The 15,376-nt window shown below is 71.2% G+C and carries 13 protein-coding genes; 6 read left to right on the top strand and 7 right to left on the bottom strand.

Annotation, left to right across the window (positions count from 1 at the left end):
* Positions 1–5: 5 nt before the first annotated feature.
* Positions 6–2,576 carry a glycogen/starch/alpha-glucan phosphorylase gene (locus AERO9AM_RS16575; RefSeq protein WP_159577143.1) on the bottom strand — a complete coding sequence of 857 codons (2,571 nt, stop codon included), beginning with the start codon at positions 2,574–2,576 and terminating at the stop codon, positions 6–8.
* A gap of 53 nt (positions 2,577–2,629) precedes the next feature.
* Between AERO9AM_RS16575 and AERO9AM_RS16570 the strand changes: the two genes are divergently transcribed.
* Both AERO9AM_RS16570 and AERO9AM_RS16565 read left to right on the top strand, forming a co-directional pair.
* Positions 2,630–3,454, top strand: a complete 825-nt coding sequence (locus tag AERO9AM_RS16570) for a MerR family transcriptional regulator (RefSeq protein ID WP_159577142.1) — start codon at positions 2,630–2,632, stop codon at positions 3,452–3,454.
* A 281-nt stretch (positions 3,455–3,735) separates the two neighbouring features.
* A complete protein-coding gene (locus tag AERO9AM_RS16565) occupies positions 3,736–5,121 on the top strand; it encodes a flavin monoamine oxidase family protein (protein WP_159577141.1) in 1,386 nt (461 codons plus the stop codon).
* Here the strand turns inward: AERO9AM_RS16565 and AERO9AM_RS16560 are convergent.
* Entirely contained in the window at positions 5,099–5,830 is a 732-nt protein-coding gene (locus AERO9AM_RS16560) for a Pr6Pr family membrane protein (RefSeq protein ID WP_159577140.1), read from the bottom strand. The genes AERO9AM_RS16565 and AERO9AM_RS16560 overlap by 23 nt on opposite strands.
* Positions 5,831–6,090: 260 nt before the next feature.
* Here AERO9AM_RS16560 and AERO9AM_RS16555 point away from each other — a divergent pair, with 260 nt between their 5' ends.
* Complete coding sequence (locus AERO9AM_RS16555; RefSeq protein ID WP_159577139.1) at positions 6,091–6,516, top strand: fluoride efflux transporter FluC; 426 nt, start codon at positions 6,091–6,093, stop codon at positions 6,514–6,516.
* Complete coding sequence (locus tag AERO9AM_RS16550) at positions 6,513–6,878, top strand: fluoride efflux transporter FluC (protein ID WP_159577138.1); 366 nt, start codon at positions 6,513–6,515, stop codon at positions 6,876–6,878. The genes AERO9AM_RS16555 and AERO9AM_RS16550 overlap by 4 nt, the downstream gene beginning before the upstream one ends.
* A 124-nt stretch (positions 6,879–7,002) precedes the next feature.
* On the opposite strand, the gene ddaH is transcribed toward AERO9AM_RS16550, so the two are convergent.
* Positions 7,003–7,764, bottom strand: a complete 762-nt coding sequence (gene ddaH / locus AERO9AM_RS16545) for a dimethylargininase (RefSeq protein WP_159577137.1) — start codon at positions 7,762–7,764, stop codon at positions 7,003–7,005.
* 63 nt (positions 7,765–7,827) lie between these two features.
* Positions 7,828–9,348 (bottom strand): helix-turn-helix transcriptional regulator, encoded by a 1,521-nt coding sequence (locus AERO9AM_RS16540; protein ID WP_236602653.1) that lies wholly within the window; start codon positions 9,346–9,348, stop codon positions 7,828–7,830.
* A gap of 308 nt (positions 9,349–9,656) precedes the next feature.
* Here AERO9AM_RS16540 and AERO9AM_RS16535 point away from each other — a divergent pair, with 308 nt between their 5' ends.
* Together AERO9AM_RS16535 and AERO9AM_RS16530 are read left to right on the top strand one after the other, a co-directional pair.
* Positions 9,657–10,064, top strand: coding sequence for a hypothetical protein (locus AERO9AM_RS16535; RefSeq protein WP_159577135.1), 408 nt, complete (start codon positions 9,657–9,659; stop codon positions 10,062–10,064).
* Positions 10,065–10,188: 124 nt separating this feature from the next.
* Positions 10,189–13,575 carry an efflux RND transporter permease subunit gene (locus AERO9AM_RS16530; protein ID WP_159577134.1) on the top strand — a complete coding sequence of 1,129 codons (3,387 nt, stop codon included), beginning with the start codon at positions 10,189–10,191 and terminating at the stop codon, positions 13,573–13,575.
* Positions 13,576–13,667: 92 nt separating this feature from the next.
* Here the strand turns inward: AERO9AM_RS16530 and AERO9AM_RS16525 are convergent, their stop codons facing one another.
* The 3 genes from AERO9AM_RS16525 to moaC form a co-directional block, all read right to left on the bottom strand.
* Complete coding sequence (locus AERO9AM_RS16525) at positions 13,668–14,207, bottom strand: YaeQ family protein (RefSeq protein ID WP_159577133.1); 540 nt, start codon at positions 14,205–14,207, stop codon at positions 13,668–13,670.
* 88 nt (positions 14,208–14,295) lie between these two features.
* A complete protein-coding gene (locus AERO9AM_RS16520) occupies positions 14,296–14,817 on the bottom strand; it encodes a MogA/MoaB family molybdenum cofactor biosynthesis protein (protein ID WP_159577132.1) in 522 nt (173 codons plus the stop codon).
* On the bottom strand, positions 14,814–15,284 hold the full coding sequence (gene moaC / locus AERO9AM_RS16515; protein WP_159577131.1) for a cyclic pyranopterin monophosphate synthase MoaC: 471 nt from the start codon (positions 15,282–15,284) through the stop codon (positions 14,814–14,816). The genes AERO9AM_RS16520 and moaC overlap by 4 nt, the downstream gene beginning before the upstream one ends.
* Positions 15,285–15,376 lie beyond the last annotated feature (92 nt).

Raw genomic sequence — 15,376 nt, 5'->3', positions numbered from 1 at the left:
TTCGCTCAGGCCATCGGGGGGGTGTGCCAGATCCGGTCGATGTAGTCGCGGATCGAGCGGTCGGAGGAGAAGAATCCGCAGCGCGCGACGTTCAGGATCGCGGAGCGGGTCCACCGGTCGGCGTCGGCGTAGGCCGCGTCCACGCGCTTCTGCGCGGCCATGTACGAGGCGTAGTCGGCGAGCACCATGAACCGGTCCTCGTAGAGCAGGTTCGACACGACCGGCTCGAACACCGAGCGGTCGCCGCCGGAGAAGGCGCCCGAGGCGATCAGGTCGATGGCCCGGCGAAGCCCGGCGTCGGCCTGGTAGAACTCGGCCGGCCGGTATCCCTGCGCCTGGAGCGCGGCGACATCGGGCTCGGTCATCCCGAACAGGAAGAAGTTGTCGTCGCCGACGAGCTCGCGGATCTCGACGTTCGCGCCGTCGTCGGTGCCGATCGTGAGCGCGCCGTTCAGTGCGAACTTCATGTTGCCGGTGCCGGAGGCCTCCTTGCCGGCGAGGGAGATCTGCTCGCTGAGGTCGGCCGCCGGGATCACGCTCTCGGCGAGGGTGACGTTGTAGTTCGGCGGGAACAGCACCTGCAGCCGGCCCTCGAGCCGTGCGTCGGTGTTGACCGTGGAGCCGACGGCGTTGATGAGATGGATGATCCGCTTCGCCATCGCGTAGCCGGGCGCCGCCTTCGCGCCGAAGACCACCGTGCGCGGCTGCAGCTCCGCGAGCGGGATGCGCCCCGACACGACCCCTTCGTACTCGCTCACCACGTGCAGCACCTTGAGCAGCTGGCGCTTGTACTCGTGCAGGCGCTTCACCATGACGTCGACGAGGTGGCCGTCGCCGACCCGCATCCCGTCACGGGCCTGCAGCACGTCGTTCAGGCGCCGCTTGTTGCCGGCCTTCACCTCGGCGAAGGAGGCGCGGAAGCCCGCGTCGTCGGCGAACGGCTCGAGTTCGCGGAGCCGCTCCAGGTCGGTCACCCAGCCGTCGCCGATCGCCTCCGTGATGAGCGACGACAGCGCCGGGTTCGCGAGCCGCAGGAACCGGCGCGGGGTCACCCCGTTGGTGACGTTGGTGAACTTGCCCGGGTAGAACGCATTGAAGTCGGGCAGCACCTTGTCGCGCAGCAGCTGCGAGTGCAGCTCGGCCACGCCGTTCACCTTGGATCCGGCGACCGTGGCGAGGTAGGCCATCCGCACGGCGCGCTCGGGGAACTCCGCGATGATCGACATGTTCCGGATCCGCAGCTCGTCGTCGCCGAAACGCTCGCGCACCTGTGCGAGGAACTCCTCGTTGATCCGGTAGATGATCTCCAGGTGCCGCGGCAGCAGGCGGCCCAGCAGCTCCACCGACCAGACCTCGAGGGCCTCGGGCAGCAGGGTGTGGCAGGTGTACGCGAAGCAGCTCTGCGTCACCGACCACGCGGTGTCCCAGTCCAGGCCGCGCTCGTCGACGAGCACCCGCATCAGCTCGGGCACGGCGATCACGGGATGCGTGTCGTTGAGCTGGAAGATCACCCGCTCGCCGAGCCGGGTGAGGTCGTAGCCCTCGGCGAGCATGTTGTCGAGGAAGTCGCGGATGGATGCGGCGACGAAGAAGTACTGCTGCTGCAGCCGCAGCTCCTTGCCCTGCGGGGTCGAGTCCTCGGGGTAGAGCACCTTCGAGATGTTCTCGGCGAAGGTCTGCGCGCGCACGGCCTCCTCGTAGTCGCCGGAGTTGAAGATGCGCAGATCGAACGCGTCGGTCGCCCTGGCGCGCCACAGCCGCAGCGTCTTCACGCGGCCGTTCTGGAAGCCGGGGACCATGTAGTTGTAGGGCACGGCGCTCACGTTCCACGCCGGGATCCAGCGGCTGCGGGTGACGCCGCCGTCGTCGTAGGTCTCGGTGCGCCCGCCGAACGAGACGACCTGCGCGCGCTCCGGGTGCGGGAACTCCCACGGTGAGCCCAGGGTCAGCCAGGCGTCGGGCTGCTCGACCTGCTGGCCGTCCTCGAAGGTCTGCCGGAAGATGCCGTACTCGTACCGGATCCCGTATCCGATGCTCGGCACGCCGAGGGTCGCGAGGGAGTCGATGAAGCACGCCGCGAGCCGTCCGAGGCCGCCGTTGCCCAGGCCCGGCTCGATCTCGTGCTCGCGCAGCTCGTCCAGGCTCAGTCCGCAGGCCGCGAGCGCCTCGTCGGCGATCTCGGCGAGTCCGGACGCGAGCAGGTTGTTGTCGAGCTGGCGACCCAGCAGGTATTCGGCCGACAGGTAGCAGACGCCCTTCGCCTGCGACTCCTTCTGGGCGCGCAGGTCTTCGAGCCAGCGTCCCATCAGGTAGTCGCGCACGGTGAAGGCGAGCGCGAGGTAGCGGTCGTTGGGGCTGGAGGCGCTCAGGCTGACGCCCTGGTCGAAGTTCAGGTTGCGCAGGAACTCCGCGACGAAGCCGTCGACCGTGGCCGGCGGCGGGATCACCGGCGCGAGGGCGAGCGGATGCGTCGCGCCCTCGGGGTGCGGGGCGGCGTTGGTGTCATGCGTCTGCGGGGCATCGGCGGCGGTCACGGTATGACCGTAGCGGCTGATGCCGCCGGATGCGCTTGACATTGACGCGACGTCAACTTCTAGCCTGGTCTCAACGACGACGGAAGGAGGATCCGATGACGCATCGGGACTGGTCGATCCAGGAGATCGCGCGGCTGACCGGCACCACGAGCCGCACGCTGCGGCACTACGACGACATCGGCCTGCTGCCGCCGACGCGGATCGCGTCGAACGGCTACCGGCACTACGACAAGGGCGCCCTCGTGCGCCTGCAGCGCATCCTGCTGCTGCGCGAGCTCGGCCTGGGGCTTCCCGCCATCGCCGACGTCGTCGGCAAGGATCCGGTCTCCGCGCCCGGACGCGGCGGTCACGCCGAAGCGGCGGCGCTCGAGAGGCATCTCGAGCAGCTGCGCGCGGAGCAGGCCCGGCTGGCGCGGCAGATCGCGTCGGTCGAGCACACCATCACCACATTGAGAGAAGGAGAGGACCTCATGCCTGAGAACATGTTCGACGGCTTCGACCACACCCAGTACAAGGACGAGGTCGAGACCCGCTGGGGCAAGCAGGCCTACGCCGACAGCGACCGCTGGTGGCGGGGGCTGAGCGCCGACGAGAAGGCGGCGTGGAAGCAGCGCGTCGCCGACCTCGGCGCCGACTGGATCGCCCTGGCCGAGGCGGGAGCGGATCCCGCTTCGCCCGAGGCGCAGGACGCCGCCCGCCGTCACGTCGAGTGGCTGACCGGCATCCCCGGCACGCCCGCGTACGGCGACGGCGCAGACCGCAAGGCCTATGTGATCGGCCTGGGCGAGATGTACGTCGCGGACCCGCGCTTCGGCGCGAACTACGCGACCGAGGCGGACCGCGCGGGGGCGGAGCAGGGCACCGCCGGTGCCGAGTTCGTCCGCGACGCGCTCCGCATCTACGCCGAGGCGAACCTGTAATCGGATCCGGACGGGATCCGTCGGCGCGGTGACCGGATCGGATCCGTCCGGATCCGTCCCCCGCGCCCTTGTCCCGAAGATGGAAAACGTCGCTCCCCGCGGGTCGGGAGCGGCGTTTTCCATCTTGTGGCGGGTCGGCGCCTCGCGGGGAGATGGATCTCGTCGCTGCCGGAGCGTCGGGAGCGACGTTTTCCATCCCGCGGCTGTCGGACGGCCACCCCACCCGCCCAGCGTGCCGTCCCGGGCGCTCGCCCCGCCGCCCGGGATAGGCTGACACCACGATGGGCATCACGCGGCGAAACCTGCTCGTCGGCGCCGGATTCGGTGCCGTCGCGGTCGTGCTCGCGGCCTGCACGCCGGAGCCGCAGCCCACGAAGACGCCCAGCCCCGGAACGCCCACGCCGACGCCGACGATCCCGCCGGGCGCCGCCCCCGAACCTGCGGCGTGGATGCGCAGCACCTGGTCGACCGATCCCTATGCCCGCGGCGCGATGAGCTACCTGCCCGCGGGGGCGACCCCGCAGCTGCGCGCCGATCTCGCCGAGCCGATCGGCGACCGCGTCTTCTTCGCGGGCGAGGCGACCGACGACGAGCATCCCGGCACCGTGCCCGGTGCGATCGCCTCCGGACGGCGCGCCGCACGCGCCGTCGCCGATGTGGCCGCCGCCGGGGAGCGGGTCGCGGTCGTGGGGGCCGGCGCAGCCGGAGCCGCCGCCGCGCGCGCCCTCGCCGATGACGGGATGACCGTGACGGTGTTCGAGGCGCGAGAGCGCACCGGAGGGCGGATCCGGTCGGTCGCCGACAAGAAGTGGCCGATCCCGGTCCAGCTGGGCGCCTGGCTCTCCGCCGGAGAGGACGACGGCACCCTGGGCGCCGAGCTCGCCGCCCAGGGCGTGCATCGACTGCGCTTCGAGACGCCCACCGGCTGGTCGAAGGACGGCGCCGCCCCGACGGTGGACGAGACGCGCGTGAAGCAGGCCGTCGCGCAGGCGGCCAACGGCCCCGCGGACGTCACGGTCGTCGCCGCGCTCAAGGCGTCCGGCGCCGACCCCGCCGACCCCGCGCTGGCCGCGGCCCTGGCCTGGCTGCAGGCGACCACGGGCGCAGACACGGCGAAGGCGTCGAGCTGGTACCCGCCGGCGTTCACGCCGGATGCGCTCGTCGGGGCCGACGGCGACGTGGGTCTGCTCGTGGACACGCCGCTCGCCGATCTCAAGGTCACGCTCGCCTCGCCGGTGACGCGCATCGCGCACGACGACTCCGGAGTGAGCCTGCGCCTCGGCACGGGCGAGTCCCTGTCCTTCGACCGGGTCGTGGTCACGGTGCCGCTGGGCGTGCTGCAGCATCAGGCCGTCGAGTTCGCGCCTCCGCTGCCGTTCGCGCAGCGCGGTGCGATCGCCGCGCTCGCGTCGGGCTACATCGAGACCGTGTGGGCCCAGTTCGACGAGGCGTTCTGGAAGGTCGACGCCGACATCTGGCACGTGATCGGCGGCGACGCGCCGATCCGCACGTGGCTCAACCTGCAGCCCGTCACCGGCAAGCCCGTGCTGGTCGGCCTCGTCGGAGGTCCCGACGCCGAGGCGTTCGCGAAGCTCGGCGACGCCGAGGCGCAGGCGACGGTGCGGGAATCGCTGCGGTTCTTCGTCAGCGCGACGCCGACGCCGTGACCTCAGCCGGGTCAGGCTTCGGGTCCGACGCATCCGCATCCGGACCATCCGTCTCCGACCCGCCGGGCTCGTCCGGATCCACCGGCACCGTCGGATGCAGCCGGCTCAGGGCGACGAGGCCGCTTGCCACGAGCGCGAAGATGGCCAGGGCGATCGTGCAGGTCAGGACCAGCTCGAGCGGACCGGAGACCTGCCGCGGATCCAGGAAGTAGTACGGGTACCAGCCGACCAGGCGGCCCCGCCAGATGGTGAACACACCCCAGATCACCGGGTACAGGAGAACGTAGGGGACGATCCGCCAGGACGCCGCACGACGGCCGGGGCCGAACACCCACGCGACGACGGTCCACGCAGGCAGCACGAAGTGCAGCACCACGTCCGACCAGGGCACCCAGATCGGCACGCCGTGCACTCCGGCCTGCCAGACGATGAGGGCGAACGCGAGGCCCGCGGTGATGGTCCAGCTGAGCACGACCGCGCGCGCCGTCGTCAGCCAGCGCGGATCCTCCGGGGTGCGCAGAGCGATGACGCCGGCGATCACCGCGAGGAGGGCGAAGGCGATGTTCGACTCGATCGTGAGGTACGCGAGGAAGTTCTGCCCGGCGATGGTCTGCGAGCCCAGGCCCCAGAACAGCCGGTCCACGAGGGCGACGATGCACACGGCCGCGGTGACGAGCCGCGCCCAGCCGAAAGCCCGCCTGTACCTCACTCGCGCGTCGTCCTCCTCGGTCGCTCCGAACCGATCGGCGGAGCGCCTCGGGTGGTGCCCGCCACCTGGCCGAGTCTACGGAACCCGGCTGGACGCGGCTCCGGATCCCCCTGTCGTGTGCGACGTCGGAAAACGGCGGCGGTGTGCGGCGTGTCGTCTCGCCGGCGGTGCCTTGTGCCCCGACACGCCGGACCCACCCTCGATTTCCGCCCGCGGCCGAGGGAGCGGCGACCACAGCTGTGCGGTCTAGGCTGGCGGGCGTGACCTCGCCCATCCCGCTCCGCCTCGCCCTGGTGGCGGCCGGCGGCACGGTCGGCACCGCCGCGCGCCTGGGGCTCGGGCTCGCGCTGCCGGCACCCGTCGGCGACGGCCTGGGCGCGGTGCCGTGGGCGACCCTCGTCGCCAACATCGTGGGTGCGTTCCTCATCGGCGTGCTCGCGGCGCGTCTGCCCGGATCCAGCGGGCTGCGCATCCTCCTCGGCACCGGTGTGCTGGGCGGGTTCACCACCTACAGCGCGTTCGCCGTCGGCACGGTGACGCTGTGGCAGGCGCAGCCCTGGCTCGCCGCGGCGTACGCGATCGGCAGCGTCGTGCTCGGCGTCGCCGCGGCCGCGCTCGGCCTCGGCATCGCGCATCCCCACCGCCGGGCGCGCCCCCGCTCCTCTCACACGCAGGCGCACGGATGAACCCGCTGCTCTTCCTCGGCGCAGCGCTCGCCGGAGGGGTCGGCGCCGGCCTGCGCTATCTCGTCGACCTGGGCGTCGCGCGCGTGCTCGGCACCCGGTTCCCCTGGGGCGTGCTGGTGATCAACCTCACTGGATCCTTCGCTCTCGGCGTGGTCACCGGCGGCTTCCCGGGGGCGGCGTTCATCGTCGGCGCCGGCCTGCTCGGCGGCTACACCACGTTCAGCACGGCCATGCTCGACACGGTCGCGCTGTGGCGGGACGGATCCTCGCGCGCGGCGATCTTCAACGCGGCCGGCATGCTGCTGCTCGGGATCCTCGCGGCGGTCGCGGGTCTGGCGCTCGGCGCTCTCTGGGGTCGTTGAGCGAGGACGGCGAAGCCGACCGAGACGAAACGCGGTTCCCGGCAGGAGCACGGCGTTTCGTCTCGCTGCGCTCGCTCAACGGCCCCGAAGAGAGTGCCCGCTCGACGATCCGGAATGGATCCGGTCAGTCGCGCACCCGCACGGACAGGCAGGTCACGCAGCCCTCGAGCTTCTCGAACTCGCTGATCGGCGTCTCGATGACCGTGAGGCCGCGGTCGCGGAAGAGCTGCGCGCTCTGCGGCGCGTCGGACGACATCAGCACCGTCTTCTCGTCGAGCACGACGACCGCCGTGCCGTGCTCCTCGGGCACGGCGAGGAACTCGGGGTATACGGACGGGTCGTCGACGAGCGGCGGGTATCCGATCACGGTGCCGTCGGGCAGGGCCGTGACGCCGCTCTTCAGGTGCAGCACCTTGGTGACCTCGACCGGGACGACCGTCCAGCCCCGCGGCGCGAGCAGGGCGTCCATCTGGCGGGCACCCTCGGCGTTCGTGCGGAGCGTCTGCCCGACGTAGACCGTGCGGCCGACCTTGAGCACGTCGCCGCCGTCGAGCGTGCCGGGCGCCTCGATCGCGGCGTACTCGATGCCCGCCTTCTCCAGCGCGGCACGGGTGGTCTCGATCTCACCTCGGCGCGAGTCGGCGCCGGGACGCGTGAGCAGGGCGAGGTCGCCGAACATCACGACGGTGTCCTCCACGAAGACGCCGTCGGCGTGCGCGTCGTCAGGCTCGATGTCGATCACGTCCCAGCCGCGGGTGCGGTACACGTCGACGTAGGCCTCCCACTGCCGCTGGGCCAGCTCCGGATCGACCGGGACGCGCTCGAGGTGGGTCAGCTCGCCTTCGGCGAGACGGGGCGAGGGGCGGCGGACGAGAAGACGCGACATCCTCCCAGCGTAGACGTGCGCCGTCGCGACGCGGACTTCGTCATCACCCCTCGAGCGGCGGTGTCACCCCTGCACCGGCGCGGCCTGCGGCGGGTGCCAGAGATATCCCGACTCGGTCGCGAGGGCGACCGCCTCCGCGGCCGAGGACGCGCCGAGCTTGCGGTACAGCGAGCGCTGGTGGGTCTTGACCGTGTTGATCGAGCGGAAGAGCTCGCGGGCGATGTCGGGTCTCTTCATCCCCCGCGCCAGTCTCGTCAGCACCTCCAGTTCGGGCCGCGTGAGCGAGGGCTTCTCGAGCACGCCCACGCGGTCGAACGAGTGGCCCTCCGGCAGGAGTTCCGGCACGAGATCGGCGACCACACCGAGAACGCCCGGAGCCAGGGTGTCCAGGACGGAGATCTCGTAGGGGCTGCACCGGCGGGCGCTGACCGGGAGCAGGGCGATCGTGGCCGAGGCGCTCCCCGAGTCGCCGCTCAGGTAGTGCGCGAGCGCCGTGACCTGGTGCCGCTGCCGGTCGGCCTTGATGAGACCGGTCGTCGCATCGGCCGCGGCTCCAAGGGCGTCCCGTGCACGGCTCGGCGCGGCGGAGCCGATGTCGACCAGCGCGCGGACCACCGTCGCGATCCAGTGATCCTCGTGGACGTCGTGGATCTCGGCGCGCGCCCGGGGCAGGTCGCCGTTGAGGACCGAGTCCAGCGCGAGCATGAGCGGCAGGGCGGACCCGATGAGGCCCGTGCCGTCGCGCCCGAACCCCGCGTTCGCCATCGCCTCGATGCGTGAGCGTGCGGCGTCGCGACGGCCGGTGACGGAGCCCCAGGCGTGCAGGGCGATCACCGCGAAGGGCCACAGCTCGCCGAGGTCGGAGTACGTCAGGTCCAGCAGCTCGGAGAAGGCCTCGTCGGGATCCTCCGTCGTGATCAGCGCCTCGACCAGCCGCTGGTCGCCGTCCAGCCGCTTCTCCACCCAGCTCGTGGTGCGCGGCACTCCCCGCGCCTGCTGCAGATGGGAGCGGGCGACGCACGTGCTGCCGTAGAGGCGGTGGATGAGCGCGCCCCTAAGGTGCGCTCTGCGGGCGAAGAACTCCATGCCGGCCGACCGCGGTGCGGCGGCGAGCTCCTCGAACAGGCTCAGCGCCTCCCGCAGGCGTCCGGCGAGGAGTGCCGACTCGGCGGTCTGCATCAGGACGAACGCCAGGGCGGGATCGGTCGGGCCGACACCGGAGCGGGACGCCCCCGCGATGTTCTCCCGGAGGCCCGCGAGAAGCTCGTACGCGCCGACCGGATCCCCGGCCACCCGTCGCCGCGCCGCTTCGAAGATCGAGGCGCGACGGTGATGGTTCGCCGGCAGCGGTCCCCGGCGACGCGGCATGCGGAAGGTCGTGTCGTCGGGCGTCAGGGCCCGCGACAGCAGCGAGACCGTCGGGCTGAGGCGGTGCGCTTCCGGGGAGAGGCGTGCCAGGAGCGTGCCGAGCTGGTACGGGGGAAGCGAGTACCAGAGCTCGATCGGCCACATCTCCACGAGCGCGGCGGCGTCCGCGTCCCGGTTCGCCAGCGCCGCCTCGATGAACCGTTCCCCGATATCCACGTTCGTCCCCACGAATCACCCCGCACGCCCCGGTCCGCCGGTGCATGCGCACGCATGCTTCACACTCACTGCCACGCTACGGGCTCGATGCGACCCGCCGCTGGGCCAGGTGGGTGAAAAGGGGGGTGATTCTCCGCCGGACGGCACGGGCGCCCTCCCCGCGGCGGCGAACGTGGAAGGACCGGACGGCGCGCCCGAGCGTCGTTCGAGCCGCGCCTGGGGCTGCGCATCCGCATGCCCGCGCGTCATCGCATCCATGCCCGCGCCGCGCCATCGCGCCCGCGGGCGACGTATCAGGGGAGAGAACCATGTCCGAGCAGCTCACCAGGACCGCCGGCACGCTGACCCGCCGCACCGTCATCAAGGGGGCCGCCTGGAGCATCCCGGTGATCGCCGCAGCCACGGCCGTGCCGCTCGCCACCGCGTCGACCAGCGGCTCCAAGGATCCGGCGGTCACGTGCGGGAGCACGGCGGCGGGGGACAACGGCAGCTACACGGTCACCGACCAGCGCGTGATCGTCAGCTACGACGCCGCGCCCGACATCTACGAGCTCAACGCCCATTTCACCGACGGCACCTCAGCGTCGTACGGCACCAACTACGGCACTGCGCCGACCCCGGGCTCGCTGCAATGGGACGTCGAGACCGGCAAGCCGGTCTCCTGGGTGCAGGTGCACTCGTTCAACACCCACTATCAGAACGGCGTGTGCCAGTAGTGCGCCGCGAGGATCCCGGCGCGGCGCGTGCGCCGGGATCCTGTGACGAGCTCGATACGCGAGCGCCCTAGACTCTGGCCTGTACGCCCGGATCTCGCCCACGGGCTACCGAAAAGGGGGACCCGTGTCCACACTCGCCGTTCTGAGCCTGCGCAACCGCGCCCTGATCGCCCTCATCACGATCGTCGCGGCGGTGTTCGGCGGCCTCGCGCTCACCAACCTGAAGCAGGAGCTCATCCCGTCGATCGAGTTCCCGCAGCTCGCGATCGTCTCGAACTACCCCGGCGCTTCCCCGGAGGTCGTCGAACACGACGTCTCCACGCCCGTCGAGACCGCGATCCAGGGCGTCCCCGGCCTGGACACCTCGACGGCGACGAGCACGACGAACTCCTCCGTGATCCAGGCGTCGTTCGCGTACGGCACCAACCTCGCGACCGCCGAGCAGAAGATCAACCAGGCGATCGGTCGGATCAAGTCCCAGCTTCCGGAGGGGGTGGATCCGCAGGTCATCACCGCGTCGATCGACGACTTCCCGGTGATCCAGCTCGCCGTGACCGGGTTCTCCGATGCCGAGAAGGCGCAGCAGCGCCTCACGAACACGATCATCCCGAAGATCGAGCGGCTGAAGGGCGTGAACGCGGCATCGCTCGTCGGCGGGCAGGGCAAGCGGCTCACCATCACGCCCGACAATGCCGCCGTGCTGGCCGCGGGTCTGGCACCGACGGCCATCAAGGACGCCCTGCAGCAGAACGGCACGCTCTTCCCCGGCGGATCCATCACCGAGGACGACACCACTCTCACCGTGCAGACGGGGGAGAAGCTCACCAGCGTCGAGCAGATCGAGGCGATCCCGCTCATCGGCGCCACCGTGCCCGGCACGACGGTCGGATCCGTGGCGCACGTGGCCATCGAGGGCGACCCGGTCACCTCCCTCTCCCGGGTCGACGGCAAGAGCGCCCTCACGATCGCCGTCACCAAGCTGCCCTCGGCGAACACGGTGGACGTGTCCAAGGCCGTCACCGCGCTCATCCCGCAGCTTCGCAAGGACCTGCCCGGCGCGACCTTCACGACGGTGTTCGACCAGGCGCCGTTCATCCAGCAGTCCATCGAGTCGCTCGCCCAGGAAGGCCTGCTCGGCCTCGTCTTCGCCGTGATCGTGATCCTCATCTTCCTGCTCTCGGTGCGGTCGACACTGGTCACGGCGATCTCGATCCCGACCAGCGTGCTCATCACGTTCATCGGCATCCAGGCGTTCGGCTACTCGCTGAACATCCTCACCCTCGGCGCGCTCACGATCGCGATCGGCCGCGTGGTGGACGACTCGATCGTGGTGATCGAGAACATCAAGCGGCACTACGTGCAGGGATCCGACAAGAAGACCGCCATCCTCAGCGCCGTGCGCGAAGTGGCGACGGCCGTCACGGCCTCGACGATCACCACGGTCGCCGTTTTCCTGCCGATCGCCTTCGTCGGCGACATGACCGGGGAGCTCTTCCGCCCGTTCGCGCTCACCGTGACGATCGCGATGACGGCGTCGCTGCTCGTGGCGCTGACCATCGTTCCGGTGCTCGCGTACTGGTTCCTGCGTCCGGGCAAGCCGCTGATCGGCGCGGACGGGCACGCGATCGACCCGGAGCACGAGGACGCCCCGCCGACCCGGCTGCAGCGGGCGTACCTGCCGATCCTGCGCTGGACGCTGAAGCACTCCTGGATCACGGTGCTGCTCGCCGTCGTCGTGCTCATCGGCACGATGGCCGCCGCGCCGCTGATGAAGGTGAACTTCCTCGGATCCAGCGGGCAGAACACCTTCCGGATGTCCCAGTCCCTCGGCGAGGCGCCCAGTCTGGATGCCGAGGACGCGGCCGCGCAGAAGGTCGAAGAGGCGATCAAGGACGTCCCGGGCATCAAGACCGTGCAGGTCTCGATCGGATCCAGCGGATCCGCGCTGCGCGACGCGTTCTCGGGCGGTGGATCGGGCATCAGCTACTCGATCACGACGGATCCGTCGGCGGACCAGGAGCGCGTGCAGTCCGACGTGCGCACGGCGGTGAAGAAGCTCGAGGGCGTGGGCGACATCGCGATCGCCGCCAGCGAGGGCTTCGGATCCAGTGACATCGAGGTGAAGATCACCGCGCCCGACGAGAAGACGCTGGACGCGGCGACCAACGCGCTCGTGAAGGAGCTCAAGGGCTCGGCGGGCGTCAACCAGGTCTCCAGCAACCTGTCGGCGTCGCTGCCGTACATCGCCGTGCAGGTGGATCGCACAGCGGCGGCGCAGCACGGCCTCAGCGAGGTCGCGGTCGGCGGCATCGTGTCGCAGGCGATGCGTCCGCAGCAGATCGGATCCGTGGAGATCGACGGATCGTCCCTCACGGTGTACCTGCAGAGCGCGAACCCGCCGACCACGGTCGACGAGCTGAAGGCGCTCACGATCCCGAGCCGGACGGGTATCGTGCGTCTCGATCAGATCGCGACCGTGCAGCAGAGCGAGAGCCCCGCGTCGGTCACGACGCAGCGCGGTCAGCGCACCGCGACGGTCTCGGTGACCCCGAAGGGCAACGACCTGGCGAGCGCCTCGGCGGCGGTGTCGAAGGCGATCGCGAAGGCGGATCTCCCGTCGGGTGCGGACGCGTCGCTGGGCGGCGTGGTGACGCAGCAGCAGGACGCGTTCGGCCAGCTCGGGCTCGCGATGCTCGCGGCGATCCTGATCGTGTACATCGTGATGGTCGCGACGTTCAAGTCGCTGCGTCAGCCGATCCTGCTGCTGAGCTCGGTGCCGTTCGCGGCGACCGGCGCCATCCTGCTGCAGATCGTCACGGGCGTGCCGCTCGGCGTCGCCTCCCTCATCGGCGTGCTCATGCTCATCGGCATCGTGGTGACGAACGCGATCGTGCTCGTGGACCTGGTGAACCAGTACCGCGAGAAGGGCATGAACACGCATGACGCCACGATCGCCGGCGGCTCCCGGCGCCTCCGCCCGATCCTGATGACCGCGCTCGCGACGATCTTCGCGCTCACGCCGATGGCGCTCGGGGTCACCGGTCACGGCGGCTTCATCTCGCAGCCGCTCGCGATCGTCGTGATCGGCGGCCTCGTGTCGTCGACCGTGCTGACGCTGCTGGTGCTGCCGACGCTGTACAACCTCGTCGAGGGTGCCAAGGAGCGCCGCGCGGCCCGGCGCGCCGCGAAGGCCGGCGGGTCGGGGGATGCTCCTGCGCCGGCCGAGGCGGATGCCCCAGCGCCGGCCGAGGCGGATGCCCCCGCGGCAGCCGAGGCGCCCGCCGAGCCGGTCGCCGCCCCGCCGTCGGCGGCCTCGGCGGCGCCGTCGGGCGTGACAACCGCCGCGTCGCCCGAGCCCGCGACGTCCACCGCGCAGCTCTCCGCGATCCGCACGGCCTACGCGGACGGTGCGGAGGTGCCGGCGCACCACCCGACCCGTCGCGAGTTGCGCCAGCACGGGCCGTCGGGTGTCTCCTCGGGGTCGCTGAGCGAAGACACCGCAGGCGACTGAGACGAAACGCGGTGCCCTTGCGGCGTTCCGCGAAGGCACCGCGTTTCGTCTCGCTCCGGCTTCGCCGGTGCTCGCTCAACGACTCCGAACGCTCAGCCCAGCGCGTGCTCGTGCACAGCGGTGGTCAGCGTGGTGCCGTTGAGGTCGAGGTAGAGCACACCCTCGGTCACCGTCATGGTGACGGTGTTGCGGCGCTCGAGCAGCGGCACCGCGCTGTCGATGAAGCCGGGGTCGAAGCTGTGGACGCGGATGTCCTCGGCGCGGTGGATCCGCTTGCCCTCCCAGGGCGCCATGACCTTGGCCGGGTCGCGATGCGTGTAGACGACGGTGCGCTCGGCCAGCCGGGATCCGAAGTGCAGGCGCTCGGCATCCGGCGCGCCGATCTCGACCCAGCCGGTCAACCGTCCGGTGAGGTCGCGCACGACGATCGCGGGCTCCTCGGTCGAGGAGAGGCCCTCACTGAACGCGATGCCTTCTGTGAACTCCAGTCCGTACGCGAGCACGCGGGTCAGCATGTACGCATCGGTCTCGGACGGGTGCCGCGCGACGCGCAGCGCGTAGTCCTCGTAGACCCCGCGGTCGGTGTCCGCCAGCTGCACGTCGAACGTGTGGATCGTCGCTCCGATTGCCATAGATGTCCCACCCTACGGCGCTGCGCGGCGCCTGCTGCTCCGCGCCTGCGGCCGGCACCGGAGGGCGCGGGGCGTGGAGAGCCCCGCGTCAGTGGTCGCGACGCCCGCCCAGCTGGCCGAGCAGATGCTCCAGGACCGGATCCAGCACCGCGAGACCGTCGCGCACGCCGCCGCGCGATCCCGGCAGGTTCATGACCACCGTGCGTCCGGCGACTCCCGCGACGCCGCGGGTGAGCAGGGCCATCGGCGTCATCGCCAGGCCCCGTCGGCGCAGCTCCTCCATGAGCCCGGGGATCTCCCGGTCGAGCAGCGTGGCGGTCGCCTCGGGCGTGCGGTCGTCGGGGGACAGCCCCGTGCCGCCGGTCGTGAGCAGCACGTCGGGGGCGTCCGCGAGCGCGGCGGCCAGCGCGTCCGCGACCGACGCATCGGGCACCACGACCGGATCCCCGACCGCGAAGCCGCGGGCCGTCAGCCAGTCGCGGATGATCGGCCCGGTCTCGTCCGCGTAGACACCCGCCGCGGCCCGGGTGGAGACGACGAGCACCGTGGCGGACCGCGTGCCGGACGCCCAGCCCGCCGACGCGCCAGGGCCCGGCGCTTCGGCGGTCACTCCGCCGTCCAGTCGCCGCTCTTGCCGCCCGACTTCGCGAGCACGCGGATGTCCCCGATCACGGCGTGCTTGTCGACGGCCTTGATCATGTCGTACAGCGTGAGGGCGGCGACGCTGGCCGCGGTGAGCGCCTCCATCTCGACGCCCGTGACGCCCTTCGTGACGGCTGTGGCGAGGATCCGCACGCGGTCGCCCTCCGGCACCAGGTCGATCTCGACGCGGCTCAGCGGCAGCGGGTGACACAGCGGGATGAGCGCGGAGGTCTGCTTGGCGCCCATGATGCCGGCGATGCGGGCGGTGCCCAGGGCCTCGCCCTTGGGCAGTGTCCCGTCGGCGATCTTGGCGACGACCTCCGTGGTCGTCTGGAGCACGGCCTGCGCCCGCGCCTCGCGGCGCGTGACGGCCTTGTCCGTCACGTCGACCATGTGCGCGGATCCATCGGCCCGCAGGTGCGTCAGCTCACTCATGCTCGTCTCCTCCGACTCGGTCCGGATCCTCCGAGCCTGTCACGTTTCACCGACGGATCCGCCGGATTCCTCGGCAGGACCGGACATCGTCG

This window comes from Microbacterium sp. 8M (assembly GCF_902506375.1).
Taxonomy (GTDB): domain Bacteria; phylum Actinomycetota; class Actinomycetes; order Actinomycetales; family Microbacteriaceae; genus Microbacterium.
This window is presented reverse-complemented; position numbering and strand designations above follow the sequence as displayed.

Coding starts and splice junctions, on each gene's coding strand:
- AERO9AM_RS16550 (WP_159577138.1), top strand. CDS start 6,513: ATGAACCCGCTGCTCTTCCTCGGCGCAGCGCTCGCCGGAGGGGTCGGC.
- AERO9AM_RS16535 (WP_159577135.1), top strand. CDS start 9,657: ATGTCCGAGCAGCTCACCAGGACCGCCGGCACGCTGACCCGCCGCACC.
- AERO9AM_RS16565 (WP_159577141.1), top strand. CDS start 3,736: ATGGGCATCACGCGGCGAAACCTGCTCGTCGGCGCCGGATTCGGTGCC.
- AERO9AM_RS16525 (WP_159577133.1), bottom strand. CDS start 14,207: ATGGCAATCGGAGCGACGATCCACACGTTCGACGTGCAGCTGGCGGAC.
- moaC (WP_159577131.1), bottom strand. CDS start 15,284: ATGAGTGAGCTGACGCACCTGCGGGCCGATGGATCCGCGCACATGGTC.
- AERO9AM_RS16570 (WP_159577142.1), top strand. CDS start 2,630: ATGACGCATCGGGACTGGTCGATCCAGGAGATCGCGCGGCTGACCGGC.
- ddaH (WP_159577137.1), bottom strand. CDS start 7,764: ATGTCGCGTCTTCTCGTCCGCCGCCCCTCGCCCCGTCTCGCCGAAGGC.
- AERO9AM_RS16575 (WP_159577143.1), bottom strand. CDS start 2,576: ATGTCAAGCGCATCCGGCGGCATCAGCCGCTACGGTCATACCGTGACC.